The organism is Geodermatophilus amargosae, assembly GCF_900116515.1.
In the GTDB taxonomy this organism is placed as follows: Bacteria; Actinomycetota; Actinomycetes; order Mycobacteriales; family Geodermatophilaceae; genus Geodermatophilus; species Geodermatophilus amargosae.
On sequence record NZ_FPBA01000001.1, the window covers coordinates 139,844 to 162,791 of the forward strand.

Below are 22,948 nucleotides of genomic sequence, written 5' to 3' on the forward strand. Positions count from 1 at the left end.
CGCATCGGCCTTAACCGCAAGCTTTGGCGCGACGAGGTGCGGCCAGTGCTGGGGCTGGTGGCGGTGTCGCAGGGCGACGGCCTCAGTCGCGCGCAGCTCGACGGCGTCACCGGCAAGGACACCGAGGGCCGGACCGTCAACTCCTCTCCCTCCACGGCCAGCTCGGCATCCGCGAGCGGCCTGGCCCGGGACCCGCCTCCGGCGACCGTGGTGAGCGCGGCGGCCCCAGCTCGTCACGGGGCCGCGCGGGAGCCAGCGGTCAGAGAGCCGCCCGGCTGTGGCTGCATACCGCACCGGGGCGTGCAACCCTGTCCCGTCCAGCGGATCCGTCGCCATGCCGCCCTCGGAGGAACGCGACCGGATTGACGCTCCGACGCAGCTACTGCTGCACTGGTTGCGCATCGTCCGGGGGAGGCAGCCATGCCGACGCGCAATCCCGTTAAGGAAAGCACGGAGGAAGTCGGGCCTTTCGGCAATCCCGACGGCGCCCGCGCCCAGATCGAGGATCTGCTCAGCAGTTTCGTCGACTTCTCCGGAGCGCCGGCGTTCGGGGACCTCGCCACGAGGGCCGGGGACGCCTCGGCCCGCGTCATCGTCGGCAAACTCGGCGCCGGGAAGACCGTCTACCTGCGGCGGCTGCAAGACTTTCAGGCCCGCCAGGACAGCGTCTACGCCGACCACCCTCAGCAGAGCCTCCCGTCGACCGAGCTCATTGTCCGGGCGTGCCAGTGGTTTCCCGAGCACCTGCTCACCGAGAAATGGATCCGCATGTGGCACCGCGCGATTTTCCGCAGCCTGGCGACGCACCTGCTGTACCACCGGGACCTGTCCGCTCACCTCCCGGGCGATCTGCGCGAGTCCATCCCCCGCGACTACCGCGGCCTGCTTGGAGAAGCCCGGCGCCCGCGGTCCATCTACAGCCAGCTGGCGACGATCATCAACGAGGCGCACAGCGCCCACAGCCTGACCAAGTACCTGGACGACGACCGCTGGGACGACCTCGAGTACGACCTGGCGGACGCCGTCCGCGGCTGCCCGCCCGTCTTCTTCTACCTCGACGCGATCGACGACGCGTTCCACTACGCCCCGATGTACTGGCTGCGCTGTCAGCTCGGCCTCTTCTACATGACCATGCGGCTGCTCCGGGACGCCCGGCTCGGCGGCCGCCTGCACATCGTGATCTCCATCCGGGACATCGTGCTGTCCTCGGTCTACCGAGACGAGCACGCTCCCAAGTACATCGGCGAGCCACACATCCGGGTTCTGGACTGGTCAGGAGAGGCACTCGAGTACCTGCTGCGGGCCAAGATCCGCATGCTCCCGAGCGACTACCGGATGACGGAGGACCGAGACGGCGAGACCGTGGCCAGCTGGCTCGGGGCGGAGTGGATCCACAACGAGCGGCGAGGCGTCGACGAAAACCTCTCGACCTACCTGCTCAGGCACACCCGGCTCATCCCGCGCGACCTCGTCGCCCTCGGCAACGCCCTCTGTCACGAGGTCACCCGCCAGCGTGCGGCGGGCACCGCGGAATTCCCGCCACAGGTGCTCAGGGACGTGGTCAGCCGGTGCGCCCGCCGGTTCGGCAACTCGCAGCTGTCCGTCGTCGCCAACCAGCTGGCCTCTGACTTGATGCCGCGGAAGGCGGCGATCCGCGGCTACGGAGACACCTACATCGGCAGCGAGGAGTACGCCAGCGGCCTGAAGGGGGACGTCCGCGACCTCTTGGGCATCCACGGCAAGGACCTCTTCTCGGCTGCGGAGCTCGCGCAACTTGAGAGCGCCACGGACGCCACTCTGCAGGGAGAGTGCCATCTGGCCACCGTCCTGTGGCAGAACGGGTTACTCGGCTACCGAGAGGGACAGCTGACGCACTTCTACAGTCTGAGCCGGATGGACGAGTTCGATATCCCCCGCGACGCCGCGGAGTACGTCCTGCACCCCTGCCTGATCGACGCGGTGCCTGGGCTGGACTCGGTGGGCAAACACCCCGTCGTGCCCTTCGGCTGAGGAAAAGGACATGGGCATCGAGCACGTTCCGTACGGGTCCTGGCAGGAGTTTAAGGCCTCGGTCATCCAGGACCTCTTCGAGGACGACATCTTTCGCCCCGGGCGCTTCGTCTTCCGCGGGATGGGCAGCGACAACTGGCCGCTGGTCACGTCCTTCGACCGCCAGTTCGACAAGCTGCCCGCACTGCAGCGCGTGCAACTGTGGGAGCGGATGGTGCATTCCTTCAGCGACCTCGCCAGGAGGGCGGGGGTGGACGGCTCGACTCTGCAGGACGAACCCCGGCTGCTGGCCCTCGGCCAGCACTACGGCTTGCCGACTCGGCTCCTGGACTGGACCGAGAGCCCCTACGTCGCCTCGTTCTTCGCCTTCCGGCGGGCTCTCACCGAACTGGTGGCCGAGCCAGGGCGAGTCGCCGTCTGGGCACTCGATACCAGCGCGCCGATCTGGTCGCGGGCCTACGGGGTGGAGCTCTACAAACCCGAGGACGCCGGCCAGAATGAGCGGCTGCGGCGGCAGGGCGGCACGTTCACCCACTCCCGGACGACACACACCACCCTCGAGGACTACGTCGACACCATGCAACCGGCGCAGCCGGTGTTGTGGAAGTTCACCGTCGCCGTCCACGAGGCCGCTGCGGCGCTCGCCGATCTGGACGCCATGGGCATCAACGCCCAGGCCCTCTTTCCCGACCTCACCGGCGTCACCGAGGCGGCAGCTCTGCATGTGCTCGTCGAACTCTTCCGCGACCGCGTGAGACCACGGTGAGCGCGGGAGCCTCGGGCGGACCGGACGCGTCAGCCCGGGAGCCTGATTGAACCGCTTCCCGTTGGCGGATGCGTTGCAGCGAGCAGTACCCCCACCGAAAGTAACCCACAGGGGTCTAACCGGCGGTCTCGGGCGCCAACGCGACCATCGCGGTCGCCGGTGTCCCTTAGCCGCTGAATCCGGCTGCCTACCTGCGCTCGCTGGTTCGCAGGCAGTCCGCGGAACGTCCGCAAACCACCGACGACAACCAACGCCGCCCAACGTCCAGCGAGCCGCAGTTCCCAGAAGCGTGCGATGGGATCCCCGCATGGCTAGTTTTGGATCCTCTACCCCGCGGACTGAGTCATGACGCTTCCATGATTTGCGATGCGACGATGTGATAGGCGCAACCCTGCGCTCGTTGACTAACCCGATTTGGTTGGGTTATCGGAGTGGACTGGTTGACTCGAAACGGGGAATGTCCGCACTATTGTTGGTATGGCAACGAAGACGACGATTGTTCTGGTAGACGACCTGAACGGCCAGCCCGCCGACACGACGCTGCGTTTCGGTCTGGACGCCCGCGAGTACGAGTTGGACTTGACGGATGCAAACGCTCAGGAACTGCGCGAGCTGTTCGGTCGCTACATCTCGGCAGCCCGTAAGGTGTCCGGTCGCCGGCGCAAGTCCGCAGCTCCGGCCAAGCCGGCCTTCGCTGCGGTTGACCCAGCGGCGGTGCGGGCCTGGGCAAAGGGCAAGGGTATTGACGTCTCGCCGCGCGGCCGCATCAAGGCGGACGTGATCGAGGCGTACCGGGCCGCGGGTCATTGACCGGACCCCAGTGACCAGGAGGCGCCGGATCCCGACCCAGGGGTCCGGCGCCTCCTGCTGTTGGGTCCCGGAGGGGAGCCGGCCGACGGCCTCGGCGATGCGTGGCCGTCCAGCCCACCGCCCCCAACTTGAGGGCTGCCGGTGCAGTTCATGTGGACGACCGTCCTTGTCCACTGACGGGAGTAGCCGCAGGTGCCACTCGCGTGCCCGGTGGCCGAGCCTCCTCGCGACCTCGGCCGGATTCGCGAGGGCTCCGGTCCGCACTCGGTCCGCAGGGGGTCCGCAAGCCGTCCGTTCGAGGCCGATCATGCCCAACCGCGACAAGCGCTGATTGCGCAGGTCAACGCCTCAGTGCCGTGATCCTGCGCAGGTCGGCAGTGCGGTCCAAATCATGTCCGGGATGAAGCGTGGTTCGTCGTCGAGTCCCTTCCGGAGCGGCCGAAGACCAAGGTCCCGATCTTCGGCGAGCTCGACCGGCTCGCCCCGCTTGACGCGATTATGGCGACCAATTCGTCGTCGTACCCCTCGAGTGAGGTGATCGACGAGGTCGAGCACCGCGAGCGGGTGCTCAACATGCACTTCCTCACACCGCCCGGGTCGCGTGCCTGTGAGCTGATGTCCTGCGGTCACACGGAGGCGGTGGCCTTCGAGCGCCTCAAGGCGACGCTTTCGCGCCACGGCCCGGCGCCGTTTCGCGCACACGCTGAGTCGCGGAGCCTCATCCACAACCAGATTTGAGCCGCAATCAAGTGCGAGGCGCGCATGGTCGTGGCGGAGGGCGTCGCCTCGTCGGCCGAGGTCGAGCTCTACGTGCATGTCACTAGCTCGAAGAGCGGGCCTTTCTGCAGAATGGACCGGATCGGTCTGGACGTCGTAGTCGACATCGAGGGGAACTACACCGCGCACCGGACTGGTCCCTTTGAGACCCCGCGAGCTGGTGCGTCAGCACTTGCCGAAGGTCGGCTCGGCATCGAGTCTGGCCGCGGCTCCACGACGACTACGAGACGCCGGGAGGCGCATCATGAGCGAGTCGCTCTTCAGCGGCCTGAAGGTCATCGACTGCGGCAGCTACATCGCCGCCCCGGCGGCCACGACGATCCTCGCCGACCTCGGCGCAGACGTGGTCAAGATCGAGCCGCCCGGCGCCGGCGACCCTTACCGCCAACTGCCGAAGATCCCCGGCAACCCGATCTGCGAGCACGACTACGCCTGGCTACTGGATTCGCACAGCAAGCGCGGCCTCGCCCTGGACCTAGCCTCCCCCGAGGGCCAGGAGGTACTGCACCGCCTGGTCGCGGACGCTGACGTCTTCGTCACCAACTACCCCCTGCGGGTCCGGGACAAGCTGCACATCGACTACGAAACCCTGTCCGCCCTCAACGACCGGCTCGTCTACGGCTCCTTCACCGGCTACGGCGAGACCGGCCCCGAGGTCGCCAAGCCGGGCTTCGACGCCACGTCGTACTGGGCTCGCTCCGGGATGATGGACCAAGTCCGCAACTCTTCCGAGGCGACCCCGGCACGCGCCGTCATCGGCCAGGGCGACCACCCTTCCGCGATGAGCCTGTACGCCGGCCTGGTGACCGCGCTCTTCCAGCGCGAGCGCACCGGCAAGGGCACCAAGGTGTCCTCCTCGCTGCTGGCCAACGGGCTCTGGGCGAACAGCTACCTCGCCACCGCGGCCCTGTGCCGCGCCGAGTTCATCCCGCGGCCGCGGCGGGAGAACCTCTTCAACGCGCTCAGCTGCCACTACCAGGCCGCCGACGGCAAGTGGTTACTGCTGACGATCCTCAACGAGGACCGGTACTGGCCGGTGCTGGCGCGGTGCGTGGGACGGGCGGACCTGCTCACCGATGAGCGCTTCGCCACCAAGCCCGACCGGCTGCGCAACGCCCACGCGCTGATCGTCACGCTGGACGAGGTGTTCGGCAGGCACGAGCGGGCGCACTGGGAGAGGGTGCTCGGCGAGAACAACATCGTCTTCGACATCGTCGCGACGCCGGCCGACATCCCGCACGACCAGCAGTTGCACGCGAACGGGTTGGCCGTCTCTTTCCCCGAGGACGAACGCGTCAGCACCGTCGCCGTCCCGTTCCGGCTCGCGAACCTCCGGACCGTGCCCCCACGGCTGCCGCCCTCGATCGGCCAGCACACCGACGAGGTCCTCGCCGAGCTCGGCTACGACGCCGAGCGGACCGCCGCGCTGCGGGCAGCCGGCACCGTCGCGTGAGGCATCGAGCCCGACCCCGGGGCGATCGGGTCGCGTGACTCCCTGAGCAAACATCAAGGGAGAACAGCACGAAGACAACAATCACTTACCTATTTGGCGTCGAGCACCCCATCATTCAGGGCGGCATGCACTGGGTGGCTTCGCCGGGATGGTGGCGGCGGTGTCGAGCGCGGGCTGGCTGAGGATCATCCCGACCGCGCGAGCCACCCGCGGTTCATCGGGGTGGCAGGACGACCGCGGGCCGCGTCCGTGATTGACCGGGACCTGGCGGCGGTCCACGACCTGGACGGGGAGCCGCCGGCCGCGTCGTCGTGCGTACTAGTCCGCCGGCTGGCCTGCTCATCCACGCCAGCTGCGACCGCCGCTCCGTGCTGGGTGGGGTTCGAGCTCGGGCCGGTCAGGGGCCCCGCCTTCGAGCGTGCTCAGCGGCGCCCTTCGACGCGAGGAGCCGTGACCGCCGTTAAGCCTGCACGGCTGGGCGGCAGCGAACGTCACCGCGGCGCACATCGGGTTGACCGTGTGCGAGTTGGACGGCCCGATGTCGATTGAGACGGACTGCTGGTCGGCGTCGACCGGTATAAGGCCACGGCCCCGCCGTCGCTGGCACCGGGCTGCTCGCGTCTCCCGGCACCGGGTCCCTCCCACCCCGGCAGCTGTGGTGCCCGATCGTCGAGGCCGTCGCCGGACACGCCCGAGCGGCCGGGTGGCCGGGTGGCTCGCGGGTCAGTCACCGGAGTACTTGTAGAAGCCCTCTCCGGTCTTCACCCCCAGCTTGCCCGCCTCGACGTAGGCGCGGAGGAGCTCGCGCGGACCTTCTGGCAGGTGCGGGTTCTCCGCGGCGTAATGGTTCTCGATGTCCAGGACGACGTCGAGCCCGACGGCGTCCATCATCTGGAAGGGACCGCGTGGCATCCGCCAGTTGACCTTGAACATGCCGTCGACGTCCTCGTGCGTCGCTACTCCCTCCGCGACGACCTGGAGGGACTCGCGTTTGATGGCTGCCCAGATGCGGTTGAAGATGAAGCCGGTGCTCTCCTTGCGGGCCTCGAACGGGTGGATGCCGAACTCGGGCAGGATCCTGTGCAGGGAGTCGAGCAGGCCGCGGTCGGTCTCGCCGTCCGACATCAGGTCGACCGCGTTCGAGCGCGGCGGCATGTAGAAGTGCATGTTGCACAGACGGGACTTGTCCCTCACCCGCTCCGACATCAGTCGGGAGGCGTACGACGACGAGTTCGTCGCGAAGATCGTGCCCTCCGGGGCGGCGGCGTCGATCTCGCCCCAGAGCGGGATCTTGATCTCCAGGCGTTCCGGGACGGCCTCGACGACCAGCCACGCGTTGTCCAGGGCCTCGGTGAGCGATGGTGCGACCTTCGCGACACCGGCCTCGGTGTCAGCTGCTCCACGGCTGTCCAGGAGATCGGGTAGCTGTGTGGCCACGAACTCGACCGCGGCGGTCGCCTGTTCGGTGCTCGGGTCGTGGATGGCCACGGTGCCGCCTCGGGAGGCGAACATCAGGGCGATGCGGCGGCCGAGCGTCCCGGCTCCGATCACGGCGACGGGGCGCTGTCGGATGTCCTCGAAGGTGTAGGTGTACCGCACGGCCTCCAGGAGAGCTTCCGACTCGATCCCGGCGACGCCCGTCAGCGGCTCGGCGAGGTGGGCGATCACCCGGGGCGGCGCGGGATCCGGCGTCGCGTCGTCGCCGGGGATCGGCACGGCGGAGATGCGCCCGCCGAGGTCGGTCACGTAGGTGATCCCCGCGTCCTGGTCGACAGCGAGACCGATGGCCTCGTGGAACCCGCTCGCGAGGATCTGTGGCGGCTCGCCCTCGGCGCCGGCCGGGGGGAGCGGTGCCCGGTTCAGGGTGTTGCCTTCCGGCGGGGCGCCGCGGTCGGTCCAGTAGAGTGTGTTGCCGACGATCTCCAGGTCGATCGGCTCCGGGAGGCCGTCCCAGAGCACCTCGATGTCGGAGCGGGCGTCGGCCGTCTCGCGCTCCGGGATCCGGAGCCCGGCGCGCAGAATGCGTCCCCTCCCACCGTCCGCGGGGCCCTTCTGTGACCAGTAGAGGTGGCCGCGCGCGGTGTCGACGGCGACGCCGACGCACGCGTGTAGCGACTCGTCGTCGGGGGTGTTCACGACGAGGTCGGCCCGGTCCGTGCCGTCGACGCGCACGCAGCTGACCCGGCATCCTTCCCGGTCGCTCCAGTACAGGACGCCGTCGGCGAGCGTCAGCTGTTTCCCGGTGGTGATTTCACCGGCGGTCAGGACGTCCGTGGCGTCGGTGCCGTCCAGCGAGACGGAGTGCACTCCGCCGTTGCGGCTGGAGAAGTCGAACCCGTCGTCGGCGGTGGGCATCCGGCGCCCGGCGCCCATCGTCGTCCAGTAGACGCGGCCGCCGGCTTCGTCGACGGCGACACCGTCCGGTGCCGGGCCTGCTGCGTCGTGGAGGGTCTCGACCCGGCCGTCCGGGAGGCTGATCCGGTAGATGGTGCGGGACCGGACCGCCAGCACCACGAGCGCCTTGAACATCGGTTCCTCCTTTGTCAGCCGGCGTAGATGGGTTCGATCAACTGGGCGTACTTGGCGCTGATGAACCGGGATGTCGGTCGGGAGGCCTTGCGCCGTGGCGCAAGGAACGACGTGCTCGGCGTCAAGAGTGATGAGCGCGACCCCGTAGGGCCTGCGGTCGCCGTACATCATCACCTGCGAGATGAGCAGATCTGTAGTGCCGGCCTGCCTCGATCAGAAGCGAGCAGCCTCCTCGCGCCCGGAGACCAACGGCCGTGCCCGCTGCGTGCCCGTAGTACGGGCATGCAGCGGCTATCGGCGGTAGCCAGTGGTCTCAGCAAATCCGCCCTTGACCTGCGAAAACGATTGATCGCTGTTGGTTCGGGGAGCCTCGGTACCTAGCTTGAAAACCGCTATGGGGTCAAACCCATCGTGGGTTCGAATCCCACGCCCTCCGCTCGCGGTCAGCCCGACGACGGCGCCGCGTCCCGGGAACCGGCGGTGCTCAGCGCGGCCGCCAGCGCGTCGAGCGCGCCGGGGACGAGCCGGAACCAGGCCCAGACGCCACGCTTGTCGCGCGTCAGCAGCCCGGCGTCGACGAGCACCTTGAGGTGGTGCGACACCGTCGGCTGGGACAGCCCGAGGGGCTCGGTCAGGTCGCAGACGCACGCCTCCCCGCCCTCGTGCGCGGCGACCAGGGACAGCAGGCGCAGGCGGGCGGGATCGGCGACCGCCTTGAGGACGCGGGACAGGTCGGCGGCCTGCTCGGCGGTCAGCGCCTTCCGGACCAGCGGGGTGCAGGACGCGACGTCGACGCTCACGGGGCCAGCATGGCGCAGAGATTGACTCCCGTCGATGCGTTGTGCAGGCTGGCATCGACGCGGGTCGATGGACGGGGACCCCTGACCGCGAGGACCGCCTGACGATGAGCGAGAGCACCCGATGACCAGCACGTCCGCGCCCAGCGTCCTGTTCGTCTGCGTCCACAACGCCGGCCGGTCCCAGATGGCCGCCGGCTGGCTGCGTTCCCTCGCCGGGGACGCCGTCGAGGTCCGCTCGGCGGGCTCCCTGCCCGGCGACCGGGTCAACCCGGCCGCCGTCGAGGCGATGGCCGAGGTCGGCATCGACATCACCGACCAGCGGCCGAAGGTGCTGACCACCGAGGCGGTCGAGGCCTCCGACGTCGTCATCACGATGGGCTGCGGCGACGCCTGCCCGGTCTTCCCCGGCAAGCGGTACCTGGACTGGGCGCTCGAGGACCCGGCCGGCAAGGGCGTCGAGTCCGTGCGGCCGATCCGCGACGAGATCGAGCGCCGGATCCGCGGGCTGCTCTCCGAGCTGCAGGTCGACCCCCTCGCCCGTCCCTAGCCGTTCCCGCGTGCCGACCACGCGAGACCCACGGCGGTGAGGACGAGCGCGGCGAGCACCGCCGCGGCGGCCGCGTAGCTGCCGACCGCCTCGGCCAGCGCCGTGCCGGCCCAGGGGGCGAGCGCGGTCGCCGCGGTGATCGGCGCGGCGAAGAGTCCGGAGAGCGTCCCGTAGTGAGCCGTGCCCCACCGGTCGGCGACCGCGGTCGCCTGCAGCAGGGTGCACGCGCCGCGGACGGCGCCCAGGGCGACGGCGGCTGCGACGAGCGCCGCGGGCGGGCCGGTCAGGACGGCGAGGACGCCGAGCGCCAGCGCCGAGGCGCCGATGAGCGCGACGGTCCGGCCGGTCGGGCTGGTGTGTGCGCTGAGCGGGCCGTAGACGACACGGCCGAGCAGCTGGCCGGCGCCGAGCAGGCCGAAGGTGGTCGCCGCGAGGGCGGGGGAGAAGCCGCGACCGGTGAGCAGCGGGATCAGCGTCAGGCTCGTGGCGTACAGGCCGAGCGCGGTCAGGGTGAGCGCCGCGGACAGGGCCAGGAACTCCCGGCTGCGCGCCTCCGGCGGCATCCGCCCGCGGTGGACCTCCTTCCGGTCGGTCCGCGGCCAGGGGCGGTGAGCGTGAGCGCGTGCAGCGGGACGGTCACCACCGCCAGCACCCCGGCGAGCACGAGGTAGGGCCGCGCCAGCCGAGCTCGGTCACGAGGACGCTGGTCAGCGGTGCGAAGAGGGTGCTGGCCAGCCCCGCCACGAGGGTCAGCGTGGTCAGCGCGCGGACCCGGCGGTCGCCGTACCAGCCGATGAGGGCCGCGAAGGCGGCCTGGTAGAAGACGGCGGACATGGCTGCACCCGCGACCAGCCAGGCCGCCAGGAAGGCGGCGTAGTCGGGTGCCAGCGCGATCGCCACGGTCGCGGGGACCGCCAGCACCGAGCCCGCCGTCATGACCCGCCGTGGGCCGTGGCGGTCCAGCCAGCGCCCGACCGGGATCCCGGCCACGGCGGAGACGACCAGGCCCGCCGAGAACGCCGCCGTGGCCGCGGGAGCCGACCAGCCGGTGTCGGCGGTGATCGCCACCAGGGCCACGGGGAAGGCGTAGTAGAGGACGCCCCAGCTGGTGACCTGGGTGACGCACAGGCCGACCAGCGCCCGCCGCGCGTGGTGCCGGGAGGTCCCCGTGCCGGCGGGCGCTGTCGTCGTCGCCTCCTCGTCAGCCGCCACTGGATGACGAGGAGGCGACCAGAGCCGGTGCGGGCCCCTCCGCCGACCGGCCGTGCTCCGAGCCGGTCGCGAAGCCCACGCCGGTGCCGCAGCCGGCCACCTCGGCCGCCTCGCGGTCGCCGAGGTCGGTGGAGCAGACGCCGGTCCCGGGCAGGGCCAGCTCCACGCGGGCCGCGGCCGCGGTGTCACCGGCGAGCGCGGCGGCGACGGAGCGGACCTGCTCGTAGCCGGTGGCCAGCAGGAAGGTCGGCGCGCGGCCGTAGGACTTCGTGCCGACGACGTAGAGGCCCTCGTCGGGGTGCGCCAGCAGGTCCGCGCCGTGCGGGGGGACCGTGCCGCACAAGTGGAAGTCGGGGTCGATCAGCGGCGCCAGCGCCGCGGGCGCCTCGAGGCCCGGGTCGAGGTCCAGGCGGACCTCGCGCAGCACGTCCAGGTCGGGACGGAAGCCCGTGGCGCCGACGACGGAGTCGACCAGGAGGTGCACGGCGGCGCTGTCGCGGCCGGTGCCGGCCACCGCGAGCCGGCCGCCCGGCGCCGGGGTCAGCGCGCTGATCGTGACCTCGCGGAGGAGGGTGACCGCTCCGTCGGCCACCGCCGCCCTCAGCGACGAGCCGAGCAGTCCACGCGCCGGCAGGCCGTCGGCGTCCCCGGCGCCGTAGAGGCGGGCCGGCGAGCGGCCGCGGATCACCCAGGTGACCTCGGTGCCCGGCTCCTCCTCGCGCAGCCGGACGAGCGCGAGCAGCGTGGTGGCCGCCGAGTGGCCCGTGCCCACCACCAGGGTGTGCCGGCCGGCGAAGCGCGCGCGGTCGCCGCCCAGGACGTCGGGCAGTGGCCCCGTCAGCCACGCCCTGGCCTGCTCCTCGCCGACCGCCGGGAGTCCCGCCGCGCCGAGCGGGTTGGGCCGGCCCCACGTACCCGAGGCGTCGAGCACCGCGCGGGCGAGGACGTCCTCGACGCGTCCCTCCCGGACCGTCCGCACGAGGTAGGGACGTCCCTCCCGGCCGACGGTCCGTGTCTTGTCGACGCCCTGGCGGCTCACGGCCTGCACCCGCGTGCCGGTGCGGATGCGTCCGGCCAGCTGCGGCGTGGCCGCCAGGGGAGCGAGGTAGGCGTCGACCAGGTCGGCGCCCGTGGGCAGCGCGTCGCGGTCGGGTGACTCCCAGCCCTGCGCGTCGAGCAGGCGGACGGCGGCGGCGTCGACGTCGTACTCCCACGGCGAGAACAGCCTGACGTGTCCCCACGCGCGGACCGCTGTGCCGACCTCCCCGCCGGCCTCCAGCACCAGCGGCTCGAGACCCCGCTCGAGCAGCTGCGCGGCCGCGGCCAGGCCGACCGGCCCCGCCCCGATCACCACCACCGGCAGCTGTGACGTCGTCCCGTCCACCCCGACCAGCTCCTCATCCCATCGACGGACATCGATGCCGCAACGTAACAGTGAATGCTGTTGATGACAACCGACGCCTGTCATACTGGGAGCATGAGCCAGGACCTCGGCGTGCGGCTGCTCGACCCCGACGGGCTCGCCTCGGCCGCGGGGCAGGCGCAGCTGCTCGCACCGCAGCTCAAGGCGCTGTCCGACCCCAACCGCCTGCACCTGCTGCTGCTCCTCGCCGACGGGCCGCGGTCGGTGCGGGAGCTGACCGAGCTCAGCGGCATGAGCCAGACCCTCGTCAGCCACCACCTCGCGCCGCTGCGCGAGCAGGGGCTGGTCACGGTCACGCCCCGGGGGCGCAGCAACGTCCACGCGCTGTGCTGCGAGGCCCTCGCCGGCCCGGTGCGGCTGCTGGCCACCCTCGCGTCGCTCACCCCCGAGGGCGCCGACGCCTGCTGCTCCGACCGGCCGATCGGGTCTTGACCCCGGACCGGGGTCCAGGGTCCAGCATCTCCGGCGTGACCACGACGACGTCCCGCGGCCTGCGCGTGGCGGAGCTGGCGGCCGCCGTCGGCGTGCCGTCGGACACCGTCCGGTACTACGAGCGCGCCGGCCTGCTCCCGCCGCCCGCGCGCACCGCGGGCGGCTACCGCAGCTACGACGCCGGAGCGGTCGACCGCCTGCGCTTCATCCGGGGCGCCCAGCGGCTGGGCCTGCGGCTGTCCGACATCCGCGATCTCCTGTCGGTCCGCGACACCGGCACCTGCCCGTGCGAGCCCGCCGAGCAGCTGCTGCGCCGGCGGCTGACGGAGGTCGACGCCGAGATCGCCCGGCTGGTCGCGCTGCGCACCGAGATGGCGGCCATGGCCGACGCGCTGCCCGCGGCGGCCTGCCCGCCCCCGAGCCCCGGCACCTGGTGCCCACCGACGGGGGGAGGTGATCCGACGTGTGCGAGCTGACCTGCGACTGCGAGTGCGACGAGACGTGCGACTGCGGCTGCTGCTGACCGCGGCGCGCCGCTGACCTGACGCCCCGGGCCCGGGACCGGGGGCGTCGTCCGCGCGGCCGCGTGTCCCCGCCGACACGCGGGACCGGCCTCACCCCGACGGGTGGGTCGGCTCATCCGGAGGCCGCCGACCGCCGAAGATGAGGCGTGGCCATCCCCCGGGGACTGAGAGCCCGGCAGCCCTCTGCCGCGGCGCGGTCCCTCGTCCTGATGATCGGCGTCTCCGCCGTCGTCCTGGCCGGGGTCAGCTTCTTCGGCACCAATGCCGCGACCACGGTCACCGTGACGGCCACCTGGATCGTCGTCGCCTTCCTCGCCTCCCTCGCGCTGGTCATCCACGTCGCCGACCCCGACCGGCTCGACCGGGCCGGCGTCTACGTCGCGGTGGGGGCGCTCGGGGCGCTGATCGCGTGCGGGCTCAACCTGGTCACCCAGGACTCCTCGGCCGGCGCCCAGGCGTTCCTCGCCTTCCCGGTGCTGTGGGCGGCCTCGCACCTGCGCCGCACCGCGGTCGTCGTCGTCACCGCCACGGCGGTCGTCGCCAACGCGATCGTGGTGCCGATGCTGGTGCCGCTCGACGTCGGCATCAGCGACGTCCTCCTGACCGGGGTCGTGCTCACCGTCGTCGCCGCGATGCTCGAGCGGGCCGGGGGCATCCAGGAGCGGCTGGTCGAGGCGCTCGAGCAGCAGGCCACCGTGGACACCCTCACCGGGCTGGTCAACCGCCGCGTCTTCGACGACGCGCTCGCCGTCGCGCTCGCCGGGCCGGCCGCCGACGACGGCACCGCCCTGCTCCTGCTCGACGTCGACTCGTTCAAGCAGATCAACGACCAGCACGGCCACCCCGTCGGCGACGACGCCCTCGTCCACCTCGCCGGCATCATCCGGCGGCAGATCCGCGCCGGTGACGCCGTCCTGTCCCGGCTCGGCGGCGACGAGCTCGCCGTGCTGCTGCCCGGCTGCACCGCCGACGTCGCCGTCGCCCGCGCCGAGTCGGTGCTCGAGACCGTGCTGTCGACGCCGCTGTCGCTCCCCGACGGCAGCCTGCTGGCGATGTCGGTCAGCGTCGGCGTGGCCCACCGCACCGCCGGCGCGCTCGGGATGCGCGAGTTCTACGCCGCGGCCGACCGTGCCCTCTACCGCGCCAAGCGCGCCGGTCGCGGCCGCGTCGAGGTCGCCCCCGCCTGAGGCGCCGCCCCCGGGCCTGCCCGTCTCACGCGCGCAACCAGGTGTCCCCCTCCGCCCGGACCGCGCCGGCGCGCTGCAGCCGGGCGAGGTGCTGCTCGGCGGTGCGGCGCTCGACCGCCGCCACGAAGGGCAGGGCGACGTGCGGCCGGTACACCAGCCGGTGGTCGACGATCTCGGCGAGCGTGCGCGGTCTCTCCAGGAGGCCCAGCAGCGTCTCGTCGCGTCGGGTGACGACGGCGGCGAAGGTGTCGAGGGCGGCCAGGAACGCCGCGCGCCCCTCCACCACACCGCGGTGGTGCGCGGTGCCGTACCAGCGGGCCTCGACGTCCCGCAGCCGCCCGAACGAGGCCTCGAGGGCGTCGAGATCGCTGCCGACGTCGCCGTAGTAGGGGCCGAAGCCGGTGAGGTCGATGTCGCCGACGAACAGGAACCCGTCGGGCTCGACCAGCAGGCCACAGTGGCCGGCGGTGTGGCCGGGCAGGTGGACGACGGTCATCGTCCTGCCGCCGAGGTCCAGGACGTCGCCGTCCTCCATCGGCCGCACGGCCTCGTGCCCGGTGACGCCGAAGGCGGTGCGCAGCTCCACGCCGAAGGCGCCGGCGGCGGCCTCGTCCATCCCGAAGCCGGCCACCAGGACCTCCGGGTCGCGGACCGCCGCGGCCTCGGCCGGGTGCACGTGCGCCGGCACCTCGGGGAAGCCGTGCAGGCCGGCGACGTGGTCCTCGTGTGCGTGGCTGACGACGGCGAGGTCGACCGGTCCCACCTCCCTGCCGCGCCGGCCCACCTCGATCGACGGGTCGACCAGGGCCGTCGCCTCACTGCCGGAGACGAGCAGCGAGTTGCCGCACGGGTAGCGGCCGTTCTCGGGGGAGGACAGGAGCGTGACGCCCCCGTAGCGGACGTCGTCGGAGCGCGCGGGCACGGGTACGACCCTGGCACGCGGCCCGGCCGGGCCGTCCGCGTGTTCCTCGTGGGGTCCCGCTCGTCACGGCGGCGGAGGACGGAGGCGGGATGCGGGACGTGCTGTCCACCCTGACCCGGGACGTCCTGTTCGGGCCGTTGGAGACCCCAAGCGGACCGAGGCGGTGATCAACCGGCTGCGGACCGAGGTGGGCGACCCGCGGCTCATCTGACCGGGCGGCCGCGACACGACGGGCCCGCGGCCGGGGCGCCGCTCAGCGCAGGTGGCGGGCCGCGGCCACGAGGGCGCGGGCGGTGAGCCGGCCGTCGGCCAGGCCGAGCGCCACGACGTCGTCGAACACCCGCTGGTCGGCCGCCGCCGCGCGGAAGGCCGCGTCCATGACTCCCGGCCAGCGGCTGATCCACGACGCCGCCGACGCCGACCGGTGGTGCCCGCCCAGTCGCCGCCGCAGCGCCCGGCGGTGCACCGCGCCCGCCCCCGTCCCGGCCGCCGCCGCGTGCCCGGCGAGCGCCCCGGACAGCACCGCGTAGAAGATGCCCTCGCCGGTCATCGGGTTGATCAGGGACGCGGCATCGCCGGCGAGCAGCACCCGGCCGTCCGGCTGGCGCGGCCGGCCGGTCGACAGGGGCAGCCGGTGCGCCTTCAGCCCCTCCGGCTCGATCCCGGGCAGCAGCCGGTGCAGGCCCTCGACCAGCGCGGCCCGGTTCGCCCCGCCCGAGACCAGCTCGCCGTAGCCCACGTTGGCCCGCCCGTCGCCGAGCGGGAACGACCACGCGTAGGCCGGCCAGCGCTGCTCGGTGGTGACCAGCACCTGGGTGCCGGCCTGCCCGGGCAGCTCGGGGGCGTAGCCGCGCAGCGCCACAGCCATCCGGTCGTCGGGGTTGCGCGCCAGGCCCAGGGCCCGCCGGACGACGGACTCCGCGCCGTCGGCGCCGACGAGCACCCCGGCCCGCGCGACCCCGTCGACGTCGACCCCGTCGGGACCCGGCGCCACCGTCCGGACGGCGTGCCGGCGGAACTCCGCCCCGGCGTCCAGCGCCGCGGCCAGCACGCGGGCGTCGAACACCTCGCGGGGCACCACCGACGACGGCCGGTGCGTGGCCCGCTCCACCGTGGCGCCGCCGGGCGAGCGCAGCGACAGCCGCGGGGCGGGGGCGTACCCGGCGGTCAGCGCGGCGACGTCGACGCCGAGCCCGGCCAGGACGTCGAGCGCCTCGGGGGCGATGCCGTCGCCGCAGACCTTGTCCCGCGGGAAGTCGGCACGGTCGAGCACGAGCACCGCGGCGCCGGTGCGCCGCGCGGCCACCGCCGCCGCCGCGCCCGCCGGGCCGCCCCCGACCACGACGACGTCCCAGCGCTCCACGGCAGCGACGCTAGGCAGCGCCGCGGTCAGCGGCCAGCCGGAGCCGGGTCGGGCCGGGCGAGCAGGGCCCGCCAGGACTCGCGGTCGTGCGCCACGGCTCGGTGGTGGCGAGGAGGTCCAGCAGGGTCGTGACGAACCGGTCCGGGTCGTCGAGGTGCGGCCGGTGCCCGGCACCCTCGAAGACCTCGATCCGCGCGCCGGGCACCCGCGCACGGACGGCGTCGGGGTGGCCGAGCAGGTCCGGCGCGATGACCGTGTGCCCGGCGGCGGCCGGCCGCTCCAGGACACCGTCCCGGGTGGACGAGGTGGTGCCGAGGCCGTGCACCAGCAGCAGCGGCGGGCCCTCCCCGCCCACGAGGAACGACCGGCGCTGCCCGTGGACCACGCGGGTCTCGCGGACGACGGGGGTGGCCATCGCACCACCACACCACCGCGCCGTTCCGGGCCTGTTCCGTCCCGGTGAACGGGCGCAGGATGGCTCCCGTGTCCGTACCCGACGAACGCGACCTGCTGCTGCGCCTGCTCGCCGGCCAGCGCACCGCGCTGCGCAACGCCCTGCTCGGCCTGACCGAGGAACAGGCGCGGGCCACGCCGAGTGCCAGCGAGCTGTCGCTGTCGGCGCTGGTCCAGCACGTGACCCAGGGCGAGCGGGCCAACGTCGCCGGGCGCATCGGCCGCCGTCCGCACGCGCTGGAGTCCGATCCGCAGACGGAGTGGATGGCCGGGTTCACCGTCGCCGCCGGCGAGACCGTCGAGGTGCTGCTCGACCGGCAGGCGGCGGTGGCCCGCGAGACCGAGGAGGTCGTCCGCGCCGAGCGCGACCTCGACCGCGTGGTCGACGTCCCCGACGGTGTGGCGCAGTGGCTGCCGCCCGGCACCGTGTTCACCGTGCGGTGGCTGCTGCTGCACCAGGTGGAGGAGCAGGCCCGGCACGCCGGCCATGCCGACGTCATCCGCGAGTCGATCGACGGCAAGGGCGCCTGGCAGCTGGAGGCCGAGGCGCAGGGCATCGCCGCCCCGACCTGAAGCCGGAGGTAGTCAGCGGGGAGTCGTGGCCCACGTGCGCGGCGGGTGCTCGTAGCCCTCGACGAAGGCCAGCAGCCCGGCGGCGTCGGTGACCACGCCGAGCGCGTCGAGTCGGCGCTGCTCGAGGTAGCCGTCGTCGGCCATGCGCTGCAGCTGGGCCAGCAGCGGTTCCCGGAACCCGTCGACGTCGAGCAGCACCACCGGCTTGGCGTGCAGGCCGAGCATCCCCCAGGTCCAGGCCTCGAAGAGCTCCTCGAGGGTGCCGGCGGCGCCCGGCAGCGCCACGAAGGCGTCGGCGAGCTCGGCCATCCGCGCCTTGCGCTCGTGCATCGAGCCGACGACGTCGAGCCGTGGCAGCCGGGGATGGGCGAGCTCGTCGTCCACGAGGTGCTGCGGGATCACCCCGACCACCTCGCCGCCGGCGGCCAGGGCGGCGTCGGCGACGACGCCCATCAGCCCGACGTGCCCGCCGCCGTAGACGACCCCGACGCCGGCCTCCGCCAGCCGGGTGGCCAGGTCCGCCGCCGCCCGGCGGTGCGACCCCAGCCCCGGCCGGCTGCCGGTGAAGACCGCGACGCGCACCCTCGGCCTAGCCGCCGTAGTAGCGGAAGACCGGCTCGGCGATGCACACGGGCTTGTCGCCACCCTCGCGCTCGACGACCGCGGCGAGGGTCAGCTGCAGCCCGCCGGCGACCTGCTGGACGTCCTTCAGCGTGGCGGTCAGCCGGACGCGCGAGCCGACCGGCACCGGCGAGGGGAACCGGACCTTGTTCAGGCCGTAGTTGACGCCCATCGCGGTGTCGGTCACCGCCAGCACCTGCCCGGACAGCGAGGCCAGCAGGGACAGGGTCAGGTAGCCGTGGGCGATCGGCCCGCCGAACGGGCTCTCGGCCTTGGCCCGCTCGACGTCGACGTGGATCCACTGGTGGTCACCGGTGGCATCGGCGAACGTGTCGACGTGCTGCTGCGTCACCTCGAACCACTCGCTGCTGCCGAGCTCGCGCCCGGCCAGTCCGGGCAGTTCGGCCATCGTCGTCGTGGTCGTCATGGGGTGCTCCCGTCGTCGGGGTCGGCCTCGCCGCCGTGGTCCCGCCGGATCCTGCCAGTGCGGTTCACTGGACCCGTGGCGACCATCGGGCTGACCGTGACCGACGGCTGGACCACCTGCTCGCTCGGCCACCGGCACTGGGGCCGGGCCGGCGCCGCCGGCCTGCTGGTCCACCGCGACGGCGACGGCGGACCGGAGCTGCTGCTGCAGCACCGCGCGCTCTGGTCGCACCACGGCGGCACGTGGGGGACGCCCGGCGGCGCGCTGCACCTGGACGAGACCCCGGAGCAGGGCGCGCTGCGCGAGGTGGAGGAGGAGCTCGGGCTGCCCGCCCGCGACCTGGTGCTCGGTGCCCGCTCGGTCGACGACCACGGCGGCTGGGCCTACACCACCGTGCTGGCCCGCCCGGTCGGCGACCTCGACCCGGCCCGACTGCGGCTCGACGGCGAGAGCACCGGCGTGGCGTGGGTGCCGCTGGCCGGGCTGCACCAGGTGACGCTGCACCCGGGGCTGGCCGGCTCGATGGCCCGCCTGCGCCCGCTGCTGGGGGCGGCCGCGGCCTAGCCGGGGGTGACCGTCACGGTCAGCGCCCGGTGGTCGCCCACCGGCAGTGCCCGCGCGCCGGCGTCCCGGGCCGTCACCGGGCCCAGCGCCAGCAGGTGGTCGAGCTGCAGGCGCGGTCCCGACGCCGGGAAGCTCGCCGCCCGGACCAGCGTGGTGGCGCCCAGCAGCCGCGCCGGCACGCTCCCGGGCAGGTTGAGGTCGCCGGCGACCACCACCGGCCCGGGCAGCGACGCCGCCCACCGGCGCAGCCGCCGCAGCTGGCGCACCGCCGTGGGCGGCGAGAACGACAGGTGGGTGGCCACCACGGTCAGGCCGTCCAGGCAGGCGGCGACGGCGACCCGCGGCTCGTCGGGCACCCACCACAGCCGTGCCCGGCCGGTGGCGGGGTCCGGCGCCCGCAGCGGCAGCCGGGCGCGGCCCGAGCCCAGTCCGAGCACCGACCACGCGCGCACGGGACGGCAGGACAGCAGCGCGACGCCGTAGGCGGGACCGGGCACGGCCCCGTCCGGTCCCCGCAGCGCCGGCTCCGCCGCCGTCCAGGTCTCGCGGAACGGGCTCGGCGTGCCGTCGAGCGTGGCCGCGTGCCGCCAGTCCGCGGCGCCCAGCGCCCGGGCGAGCACCGCGGCCTGGTCGGTGCCGCCGGAGCGGCCCTGACCGGCGTCCACCTCCTGGACGGCGAGCACGTCGACGTCGAACCCGGCGACCGCTGCCGCCAGTGCGGCCGGTGTCAGGACCCGGCCGTCGGGGCCGCGGCCGGAGGCCAGGTTCAGGGTGCCCACGCGCAGGGCGGCGCCGTCGGGCACCCGGCTGACGCTAGCCGGGCGCGGGGGTCCCCGCCTGTCGCCCGAACGCGCTGGTCCGGGGCGCATCCGTTGCGCCGGTACGTCGTCGTACCGATCTTCTGAGCACCGTCTCACCGGTCGGACGGGGAGGAGCTGACCCATGGTCGCGCGGCACCGTGCGACGGACGGCGTCGTGGCAGGGGAGCTGCCACCCGCCGGGGAGAGCGCTGCGCAGCGCCTGTGCTGGCGCGTCCTGATGTCCTTCGCCGTCACCGGCCTCGTCGTCGCACTGCTCATGGCCACGGCCCGGACGGACGCCCCGGAGGCCGCGGCCGCCGATCCCGGCTCGGGCGTCTACTCCGACGACTCCGCGGTCGCGCAGCCCTCGACCCACGCCCGGCTGACGCCCTCGTTCGGCGTCCCCGGCACCCCCGACGGCTTCCCCTTCCCCGGCTTGGGTACCACCGCGTCCTCGGTGCAGCGCGCCGGTGACGGCTCCGCGCCCTCCACCGGGCTGACCGGCCTGTCCGACGCCGTGAGCGGGGTCGTGGGCGGTGCCACCGAGGCCGTCGGTGAGGTGGTCGGCGGGACCACCGACGCCCTGGGCGGCGCCGTGGGCGGTGTGGTCGGCGGCGTCACCGGCGGCGGAGGCGGACTCCTCGGCGGTTGACGCAGCCACTGCCCGGTCGCGGGCGCACGGATAGGTTCGGGGCATGAGCGCCCGCGACGACGTCTCGGAGATCTTCGACAGCGCCGCGTGGCAGCCCGTCGACGGGTTCGACTTCGGCGACATCACCTACCACCGCGCCGTCGACGCGGGCGTCGTGCGGATCGCCTTCGACCGGCCCGAGGTCCGCAACGCCTTCCGCCCGCAGACGGTCGACGAGCTCATCTCCGCGCTCGAGCACGCCCGACTGTCCACCGACGTCGGCTGTGTCCTCCTCACCGGCAACGGCCCCAGCCCGAAGGACGGCGGCTGGGCGTTCTGCTCCGGCGGTGACCAGCGGGTGCGCGGGAAGTACGGCTACGAGCACGACATAGGGCGCAGCAGCGGCCGGCTGCACGTGCTCGAGGCGCAGCGGCTGATCCGGTTCATGCCGAAGGTCGTCGTCTGCGTCGTCCCCGGGTGGGCGGCCGGCGGCGGGCACAGCCTGCACGTGGTCTCCGACCTCACCCTGGCCAGCGCCGAGCACGCGCGGTTCAAGCAGACCGACGCCGACGTCGGCAGCTTCGACGGCGGCTTCGGCTCGGCCTACCTCGCCCGCCAGGTGGGGCAGAAGTACGCCCGCGAGATCTTCTTCCTCGGCGACGAGTACTCCGCCGAGGACGCCTCCCGCATGGGCATGGTGAACCGGGTCGTCCCGCACGCCGAGCTCGAGCGCACCGCGCTGGACTGGGGACGGCGGATCGTCGCCAAGAGCCCCACCGCCCAGCGGATGCTCAAGTACTCGTTCAACTTGATCGACGACGGCCTCGTCGGTCAGCAGCTCTTCGCCGGGGAGACGACCCGGCTGGCCTACATGGCCGAGGAGGCCGTGGAGGGCCGCGACGCCTTCCTGGAGAAGCGGGATCCCGACTTCTCCCGCTTCCCCTGGCACGTCTGACGGCCTCCTGCAGGGTCCCGCCGCGAGCTCGCGAGCGGTGGGGGCAGGAGGTCCTTACCCGAGGAGGAACCGTGATCGTCGAGGTGGTGGGGGGCGCCGAGGAGCGTCCCGAGGTGCGGGTCGTCGACACCGACGACCTGTCCCGGCTGCACCTGGCCCTGGGCCAGGTGACCGACGAGGAGGCCGACGAGGTCCTGCGCGAGGCGGGTCTGGGCCGGCTGCAGGACGACGGCATCGGTGTGCTCGACACCGCGGCGCTACGGGCCGCCGCCGAGCCCGACGCCGACGTCGCCGACTGGGCCGAGCGCTGGGACCGCATGGTGGAGGAGGCCCGCAGCCGCGGCTGGGTCAGCGAGGACGGCGCGACCCTGCAGGTCCACGTCGAGGGCGCGGCCGGGGCCTGACACAGGGGGGTTGCGCGCGTCCGGTCGGGTGACCGGCCCGCGCTGGTCGTTGTGGTCACTCCATCGACAGGCCAGTATGTGGCGGTGCGCAACCTGATGTCGTACGAACGAGTTCGCCCGTGAGCGGGACCCCCGGCCGGCCGCTGAGCGCGGAGCTGTCCGAGCAGCTGGTGGCCGTCGCCGTCGACATCCTCGCCGAGGAGGGCTGGGGCCGGCTCAACAGCGACCGGGTCGCCGCACGGGCGCGCGCGGGCAAGGCCGGCATCTACCGGCGGTGGCCGTCGATGGCCGCGCTGGCGCGCTCGGCGGTCAGCCGCTTCACGCTCGTCCACGCGCCGGAGGACGAGGGCTCGGTCCGCGCCGACCTCGTCGCGCTGGTGGGCTCGTGGCGCCGGCCGCTGTCACGCGAGGAGCGCGCGGTGGCCAGCCTGGTCGGCGCCGCCCGCCACGACGAGGACCTGCGCGCCGGGCTCGACGCCGCGCTGGTGCACCCGCTGACCGAGAGCGTCGAGGAACTGGGGCGGCGCTGGGCCGACCGGGGCGACGACGTCCCGGCCGAACGGCTGGCGCTGCTGCGCTCGGTGCTCGAGGCGTTCTGGTGGCAGCGGCTCACCGCTGCCGGCGACGGCGGGATGGTCGCCGAGCACGTCGAGCAGGTGGTCGACGACGTCCTGCTGCCGCTCGTGGCACCGGCCGCGGAGCCCGCCCGGCGCTGAGCCGGTACCGAGCCGGTACCGAGCCGGCGCCGCGTGCCCGGCCGCGCGA

At 73.3% G+C, this 22,948-nt stretch carries 25 protein-coding genes and 2 pseudogenes; 16 read left to right on the top strand and 11 right to left on the bottom strand.

Going from position 1 to position 22,948, the window contains the following annotated elements:
• The first annotated feature begins 420 nt into the window (after positions 1-420).
• From BM414_RS00650 to BM414_RS00670, 6 genes and pseudogenes are all read left to right on the top strand, one after another.
• A complete protein-coding gene (locus BM414_RS00650) occupies positions 421-2,010 on the top strand; it encodes a P-loop ATPase, Sll1717 family (RefSeq protein WP_093577532.1) in 1,590 nt (529 codons plus the stop codon).
• Between the two features lie 10 nt (positions 2,011-2,020).
• On the top strand, positions 2,021-2,776 hold the full coding sequence (locus BM414_RS00655; RefSeq protein ID WP_093577533.1) for an FRG domain-containing protein: 756 nt from the start codon (positions 2,021-2,023) through the stop codon (positions 2,774-2,776).
• Between the two features lie 477 nt (positions 2,777-3,253).
• Entirely contained in the window at positions 3,254-3,586 is a 333-nt protein-coding gene (locus BM414_RS00660) for a histone-like nucleoid-structuring protein Lsr2 (protein WP_093577534.1), read from the top strand.
• Positions 3,587-4,000: 414 nt separating this feature from the next.
• Positions 4,001-4,324, top strand: a pseudogene (locus BM414_RS28975) (3-hydroxyacyl-CoA dehydrogenase NAD-binding domain-containing protein); the annotation flags it as partial.
• A 24-nt stretch (positions 4,325-4,348) separates the two neighbouring features.
• Positions 4,349-4,564 (top strand): annotated as a pseudogene (locus tag BM414_RS31690) (hypothetical protein); the annotation flags it as partial.
• A 43-nt stretch (positions 4,565-4,607) separates the two neighbouring features.
• Positions 4,608-5,816: a CaiB/BaiF CoA transferase family protein gene (locus BM414_RS00670; RefSeq protein WP_093577536.1), complete on the top strand. Its 1,209-nt coding sequence runs from the start codon at positions 4,608-4,610 to the stop codon at positions 5,814-5,816.
• Positions 5,817-6,539: 723 nt separating this feature from the next.
• Here BM414_RS00670 and BM414_RS29970 read toward each other — a convergent pair.
• On the bottom strand, positions 6,540-8,345 hold the full coding sequence (locus BM414_RS29970) for a 3-hydroxyacyl-CoA dehydrogenase NAD-binding domain-containing protein (RefSeq protein WP_217644443.1): 1,806 nt from the start codon (positions 8,343-8,345) through the stop codon (positions 6,540-6,542).
• A 443-nt stretch (positions 8,346-8,788) separates the two neighbouring features.
• A complete protein-coding gene (locus BM414_RS00685; RefSeq protein WP_245784362.1) occupies positions 8,789-9,145 on the bottom strand; it encodes an ArsR/SmtB family transcription factor in 357 nt (118 codons plus the stop codon).
• Positions 9,146-9,266: 121 nt separating this feature from the next.
• Between BM414_RS00685 and BM414_RS00690 the strand changes: the two genes are divergently transcribed.
• Positions 9,267-9,692 (top strand): arsenate reductase ArsC, encoded by a 426-nt coding sequence (locus tag BM414_RS00690; RefSeq protein WP_093577537.1) that lies wholly within the window; start codon positions 9,267-9,269, stop codon positions 9,690-9,692.
• On the opposite strand, the gene BM414_RS29975 is transcribed toward BM414_RS00690, so the two are convergent.
• From BM414_RS29975 to BM414_RS00700, 3 genes are all read right to left on the bottom strand, one after another.
• A complete protein-coding gene (locus tag BM414_RS29975) occupies positions 9,689-10,255 on the bottom strand; it encodes an MFS transporter (RefSeq protein ID WP_217644444.1) in 567 nt (188 codons plus the stop codon). The two genes, BM414_RS00690 and BM414_RS29975, sit on opposite strands and share 4 nt — an antisense overlap.
• Positions 10,256-10,328: 73 nt before the next feature.
• Positions 10,329-10,904 (bottom strand): MFS transporter, encoded by a 576-nt coding sequence (locus BM414_RS29980; protein ID WP_245784363.1) that lies wholly within the window; start codon positions 10,902-10,904, stop codon positions 10,329-10,331.
• The gene (locus tag BM414_RS00700; protein WP_217644446.1) at positions 10,894-12,288 is read right to left on the bottom strand and encodes an FAD-dependent oxidoreductase; all 1,395 of its coding nucleotides are present in this window, start codon (positions 12,286-12,288) and stop codon (positions 10,894-10,896) included. The genes BM414_RS29980 and BM414_RS00700 overlap by 11 nt, the downstream gene beginning before the upstream one ends.
• A gap of 93 nt (positions 12,289-12,381) precedes the next feature.
• Between BM414_RS00700 and BM414_RS00705 the strand changes: the two genes are divergently transcribed.
• From BM414_RS00705 to BM414_RS00715, 3 genes are all read left to right on the top strand, one after another.
• On the top strand, positions 12,382-12,759 hold the full coding sequence (locus BM414_RS00705; protein WP_093577539.1) for an ArsR/SmtB family transcription factor: 378 nt from the start codon (positions 12,382-12,384) through the stop codon (positions 12,757-12,759).
• A gap of 35 nt (positions 12,760-12,794) precedes the next feature.
• Positions 12,795-13,235, top strand: a complete 441-nt coding sequence (locus BM414_RS00710; RefSeq protein ID WP_093577540.1) for a heavy metal-responsive transcriptional regulator — start codon at positions 12,795-12,797, stop codon at positions 13,233-13,235.
• Between the two features lie 194 nt (positions 13,236-13,429).
• Positions 13,430-14,470, top strand: a complete 1,041-nt coding sequence (locus BM414_RS00715; RefSeq protein ID WP_245784364.1) for a GGDEF domain-containing protein — start codon at positions 13,430-13,432, stop codon at positions 14,468-14,470.
• Positions 14,471-14,495: 25 nt separating this feature from the next.
• Here BM414_RS00715 and BM414_RS00720 read toward each other — a convergent pair whose 3' ends face one another.
• The 3 genes from BM414_RS00720 to BM414_RS00730 form a co-directional block, all read right to left on the bottom strand.
• A complete protein-coding gene (locus tag BM414_RS00720; protein ID WP_093577542.1) occupies positions 14,496-15,392 on the bottom strand; it encodes an MBL fold metallo-hydrolase in 897 nt (298 codons plus the stop codon).
• A gap of 253 nt (positions 15,393-15,645) precedes the next feature.
• On the bottom strand, positions 15,646-16,755 hold the full coding sequence (locus BM414_RS00725) for an NAD(P)/FAD-dependent oxidoreductase (protein WP_093577543.1): 1,110 nt from the start codon (positions 16,753-16,755) through the stop codon (positions 15,646-15,648).
• A gap of 10 nt (positions 16,756-16,765) precedes the next feature.
• Entirely contained in the window at positions 16,766-17,170 is a 405-nt protein-coding gene (locus tag BM414_RS00730) for an alpha/beta fold hydrolase (protein ID WP_093577544.1), read from the bottom strand.
• A gap of 68 nt (positions 17,171-17,238) precedes the next feature.
• On the opposite strand from BM414_RS00730, the gene BM414_RS00735 reads away from it, so the two are divergent.
• Complete coding sequence (locus tag BM414_RS00735) at positions 17,239-17,781, top strand: mycothiol transferase (protein ID WP_217644447.1); 543 nt, start codon at positions 17,239-17,241, stop codon at positions 17,779-17,781.
• A 12-nt stretch (positions 17,782-17,793) separates the two neighbouring features.
• On the opposite strand, the gene BM414_RS00740 is transcribed toward BM414_RS00735, so the two are convergent.
• Both BM414_RS00740 and BM414_RS00745 read right to left on the bottom strand, forming a co-directional pair.
• On the bottom strand, positions 17,794-18,363 hold the full coding sequence (locus BM414_RS00740; protein ID WP_093577546.1) for an LOG family protein: 570 nt from the start codon (positions 18,361-18,363) through the stop codon (positions 17,794-17,796).
• 7 nt (positions 18,364-18,370) lie between these two features.
• Positions 18,371-18,829, bottom strand: a complete 459-nt coding sequence (locus tag BM414_RS00745; RefSeq protein ID WP_093577547.1) for a MaoC family dehydratase — start codon at positions 18,827-18,829, stop codon at positions 18,371-18,373.
• A 75-nt stretch (positions 18,830-18,904) separates the two neighbouring features.
• Between BM414_RS00745 and BM414_RS00750 the strand changes: the two genes are divergently transcribed.
• Positions 18,905-19,393, top strand: coding sequence for an NUDIX domain-containing protein (locus BM414_RS00750; protein WP_245784365.1), 489 nt, complete (start codon positions 18,905-18,907; stop codon positions 19,391-19,393).
• On the opposite strand, the gene BM414_RS00755 is transcribed toward BM414_RS00750, so the two are convergent.
• Positions 19,390-20,196, bottom strand: coding sequence for an endonuclease/exonuclease/phosphatase family protein (locus BM414_RS00755; RefSeq protein ID WP_281246699.1), 807 nt, complete (start codon positions 20,194-20,196; stop codon positions 19,390-19,392). The genes BM414_RS00750 and BM414_RS00755 overlap by 4 nt on opposite strands.
• Before the next feature lie 139 nt (positions 20,197-20,335).
• On the opposite strand from BM414_RS00755, the gene BM414_RS28175 reads away from it, so the two are divergent.
• The 4 genes from BM414_RS28175 (at position 20,336) to BM414_RS00775 (ending at position 22,899) form a co-directional block, all read left to right on the top strand.
• Positions 20,336-20,845: a hypothetical protein gene (locus BM414_RS28175; RefSeq protein WP_139245669.1), complete on the top strand. Its 510-nt coding sequence runs from the start codon at positions 20,336-20,338 to the stop codon at positions 20,843-20,845.
• A 43-nt stretch (positions 20,846-20,888) separates the two neighbouring features.
• Complete coding sequence (locus BM414_RS00765; RefSeq protein WP_093577549.1) at positions 20,889-21,779, top strand: 1,4-dihydroxy-2-naphthoyl-CoA synthase; 891 nt, start codon at positions 20,889-20,891, stop codon at positions 21,777-21,779.
• 71 nt (positions 21,780-21,850) lie between these two features.
• Positions 21,851-22,183: a hypothetical protein gene (locus BM414_RS00770; protein ID WP_093577550.1), complete on the top strand. Its 333-nt coding sequence runs from the start codon at positions 21,851-21,853 to the stop codon at positions 22,181-22,183.
• 119 nt (positions 22,184-22,302) lie between these two features.
• Positions 22,303-22,899, top strand: coding sequence for a TetR-like C-terminal domain-containing protein (locus tag BM414_RS00775; RefSeq protein WP_093577551.1), 597 nt, complete (start codon positions 22,303-22,305; stop codon positions 22,897-22,899).
• Positions 22,900-22,948: the final 49 nt, after the last annotated feature.

Coding starts and splice junctions, on each gene's coding strand:
- BM414_RS00655 (WP_093577533.1), top strand. CDS start 2,021: ATGGGCATCGAGCACGTTCCGTACGGGTCCTGGCAGGAGTTTAAGGCC.
- BM414_RS00670 (WP_093577536.1), top strand. CDS start 4,608: ATGAGCGAGTCGCTCTTCAGCGGCCTGAAGGTCATCGACTGCGGCAGC.
- BM414_RS00705 (WP_093577539.1), top strand. CDS start 12,382: ATGAGCCAGGACCTCGGCGTGCGGCTGCTCGACCCCGACGGGCTCGCC.
- BM414_RS00650 (WP_093577532.1), top strand. CDS start 421: ATGCCGACGCGCAATCCCGTTAAGGAAAGCACGGAGGAAGTCGGGCCT.
- BM414_RS28175 (WP_139245669.1), top strand. CDS start 20,336: ATGGTCGCGCGGCACCGTGCGACGGACGGCGTCGTGGCAGGGGAGCTG.
- BM414_RS00765 (WP_093577549.1), top strand. CDS start 20,889: ATGAGCGCCCGCGACGACGTCTCGGAGATCTTCGACAGCGCCGCGTGG.
- BM414_RS00660 (WP_093577534.1), top strand. CDS start 3,254: ATGGCAACGAAGACGACGATTGTTCTGGTAGACGACCTGAACGGCCAG.
- BM414_RS29970 (WP_217644443.1), bottom strand. CDS start 8,345: ATGTTCAAGGCGCTCGTGGTGCTGGCGGTCCGGTCCCGCACCATCTAC.
- BM414_RS00730 (WP_093577544.1), bottom strand. CDS start 17,170: ATGGCCACCCCCGTCGTCCGCGAGACCCGCGTGGTCCACGGGCAGCGC.
- BM414_RS00745 (WP_093577547.1), bottom strand. CDS start 18,829: ATGACGACCACGACGACGATGGCCGAACTGCCCGGACTGGCCGGGCGC.
- BM414_RS29975 (WP_217644444.1), bottom strand. CDS start 10,255: ATGCCGCCGGAGGCGCGCAGCCGGGAGTTCCTGGCCCTGTCCGCGGCG.
- BM414_RS00690 (WP_093577537.1), top strand. CDS start 9,267: ATGACCAGCACGTCCGCGCCCAGCGTCCTGTTCGTCTGCGTCCACAAC.